This is a genomic window from Sphingobium limneticum, from assembly GCF_008710155.1.
Lineage (GTDB): Bacteria > Pseudomonadota > Alphaproteobacteria > Sphingomonadales > Sphingomonadaceae > Sphingobium > Sphingobium limneticum.
In genome coordinates this window covers 1-1,884 of the sequence record NZ_VYPZ01000079.1, presented here as the reverse complement: position 1 = coordinate 1,884, position 1,884 = coordinate 1, and the positions used below count along the sequence as shown (strand labels likewise).

Below are 1,884 nucleotides of genomic sequence, written 5' to 3'. Positions count from 1 at the left end.
CCATCAACCCACTCCCTATGATGGAGCGAACTGTCCTCTTCTATGATTTCCATCGTCAATACCGAATGCCACGTTCCCAAAACGTTCTCCGACTTGGCCAAAATCGCAGCTTGGGGCCGACTGGGCCCAGTAGGTTGGGAGCATATTGCTTTCTCGGGCGATTTCCTCTGGGATCGAGCAGCCGCTTCCGCTGGCCGCAAGGCCCTCAATCTGCCGCCGGATAGCCGCGCCGCCTAAGCGTTCGCTGATTGTTCGCCCTTAGCGTTGCGTGTGGATGGCTCCCGCGTTGCGGTGCGATTTTCTGACGTTCTGACATGCCATATCGAGTGCAGTCGCGTGTCCGGCCTTTATGTGCAGCCTTTATACGGCTGCTGGCCTTGAAGGATTCCGCCAGCCCTGGCCTCCTCATCGTTTACGCGGACTCGAAGTCCTGTACGCTAAGCAGGTTTGCCGAAGCTCGGTGGATCGAATGGCTTGCCTTCAGTCGGTCTTCACACCTCAACCTTGTTTTGCCATCGCCTGCCAATCAGGCTGCGATCGCCAATTCCTTTCTTTCATACTCGACGCCGCGCGTCATCACCACCCATGCAATACGCGCCATCTTGTTGGCCAGAGCAACGGCCACGACCTTGGGCGGACGGCGATCAAGCAAGGCTTTGGCCCATTCAAAGCCTTTGACGCTGCCCGCCCGGACATGCCGCAGCACTGAAGTCGCACCGACGACCAGCAATTGTCGCAGGTAGCGATTGCCGCCCTTGGTAATCTTGCCCAGGCGGGTCTTGCCACCTGACGAGTTTTGCCGGGGCACGAGTCCAAGCCAGGCGGCGAAATGGCGGGCCGACCTGAAGCTCTGCGCGTTGGTCACCATCGACGCGAGCGCCGAGGCGGTGATCACACCAACGCCGGGGATGGTTTCAAGGATGTTGCTGACGTCGTTGCGATAATGCCAGCGGGTCAACTGCTTATCGATCCCGGTGAGCTTGTCCTGCAGTTCCTGAATGTGGCGCGCTAAGACGCCGAGTGTCTCGCGCGCCAGTTCCGGAAGATCGAGTTCGTCCCCTTTCGCAAGCCGATCGACCATGCGCACCACCTGCGCCACGCCGGTACCCGTCACAAGACCGAATTCGGCCAGATGGCTGCGCACGGCATTGAACATCATCGTCCGCTGCTTGATCAGCAGTGCCCGCGTTTTGTGCAGCACGCCGCCAGCCTGCTGGTCAACTGACTTGATTTCGACGAACCGCATTGTCGGCCGCGTCACCGCCTCGCAAATCGCTTCGGCATCGGCGGCATCGTTCTTCTGCCGCTTGACGTAAGGTTTCACGTAGATCGGCGGGATGAGTTTTACGTCGTGGCCCAGGTTCTGGAGCTGCCGACCCCAGTGATGCGCCGTTCCGCAGGCTTCGATCCCGATCAGAACCGGAGGCAATGCCGCGAAAAACTTCAACATCTGTCCGCGCTTCAATTGCCGGGTCACAACCACCTGACCCGCAGCGTCTACACCATGGACCTGGAACACCGACTTCGCGATATCCAGCCCAATCGTGACAATCTCACTCATCGTCCGTCTCCTCGCTCTTCAGCCGAGGCAGTCTGCCTCAGCCGGTGAGCGGGAGCCATCCACTCCATCGTTTAGCGTACCATCCACGCTATGCCCTCTCATACTTACGTCCGCAACGGTACGACATCACTGTTCGCGGCGCTCGATATCGCCACCGGCGCGGTGATCGGCAAGTGCTACAAACGACACCGGGCAACTGAAGCGCCCCGGGTTTCCAGGAGGCTCCAACTTGTGAGAAGGAGCATCCGTTATGAGCAAGACAACCAACAAATTTTCACCTGAAGTCCGCGAGCGGGCGGTTCGTATGGTGGTGGAGCAGCGGG

Annotated in this window: 3 protein-coding genes; 1 reads left to right on the top strand and 2 read right to left on the bottom strand. The window is 59.3% G+C overall.

Annotated features, from left to right (window positions below; translation table 11 throughout):
- Window positions 1-42 precede the first annotated feature (42 nt).
- Window positions 43-237 (top strand): hypothetical protein, encoded by a 195-nt coding sequence (locus F4U94_RS24010; protein WP_037474020.1) that lies wholly within the window; start codon window positions 43-45, stop codon window positions 235-237.
- Between the two features lie 289 nt (window positions 238-526).
- Here F4U94_RS24010 and F4U94_RS24005 read toward each other — a convergent pair whose 3' ends face one another.
- Together F4U94_RS24005 and F4U94_RS24890 are read right to left on the bottom strand one after the other, a co-directional pair.
- Window positions 527-1,561, bottom strand: coding sequence for an IS110 family RNA-guided transposase (locus F4U94_RS24005; RefSeq protein WP_010338606.1), 1,035 nt, complete (start codon window positions 1,559-1,561; stop codon window positions 527-529).
- A 126-nt stretch (window positions 1,562-1,687) separates the two neighbouring features.
- On the bottom strand, window positions 1,688-1,884 hold a 197-nt coding region (locus F4U94_RS24890), incomplete at its 5' end, for a hypothetical protein (RefSeq protein ID WP_211363333.1).

Excerpts from the sequence above, each read along its gene's own strand:
- F4U94_RS24010 (WP_037474020.1), top strand. The coding sequence starts at position 43 with ATGATTTCCATCGTCAATACCGAATGCCACGTTCCCAAAACGTTCTCC.
- F4U94_RS24005 (WP_010338606.1), bottom strand. The coding sequence starts at position 1,561 with ATGAGTGAGATTGTCACGATTGGGCTGGATATCGCGAAGTCGGTGTTC.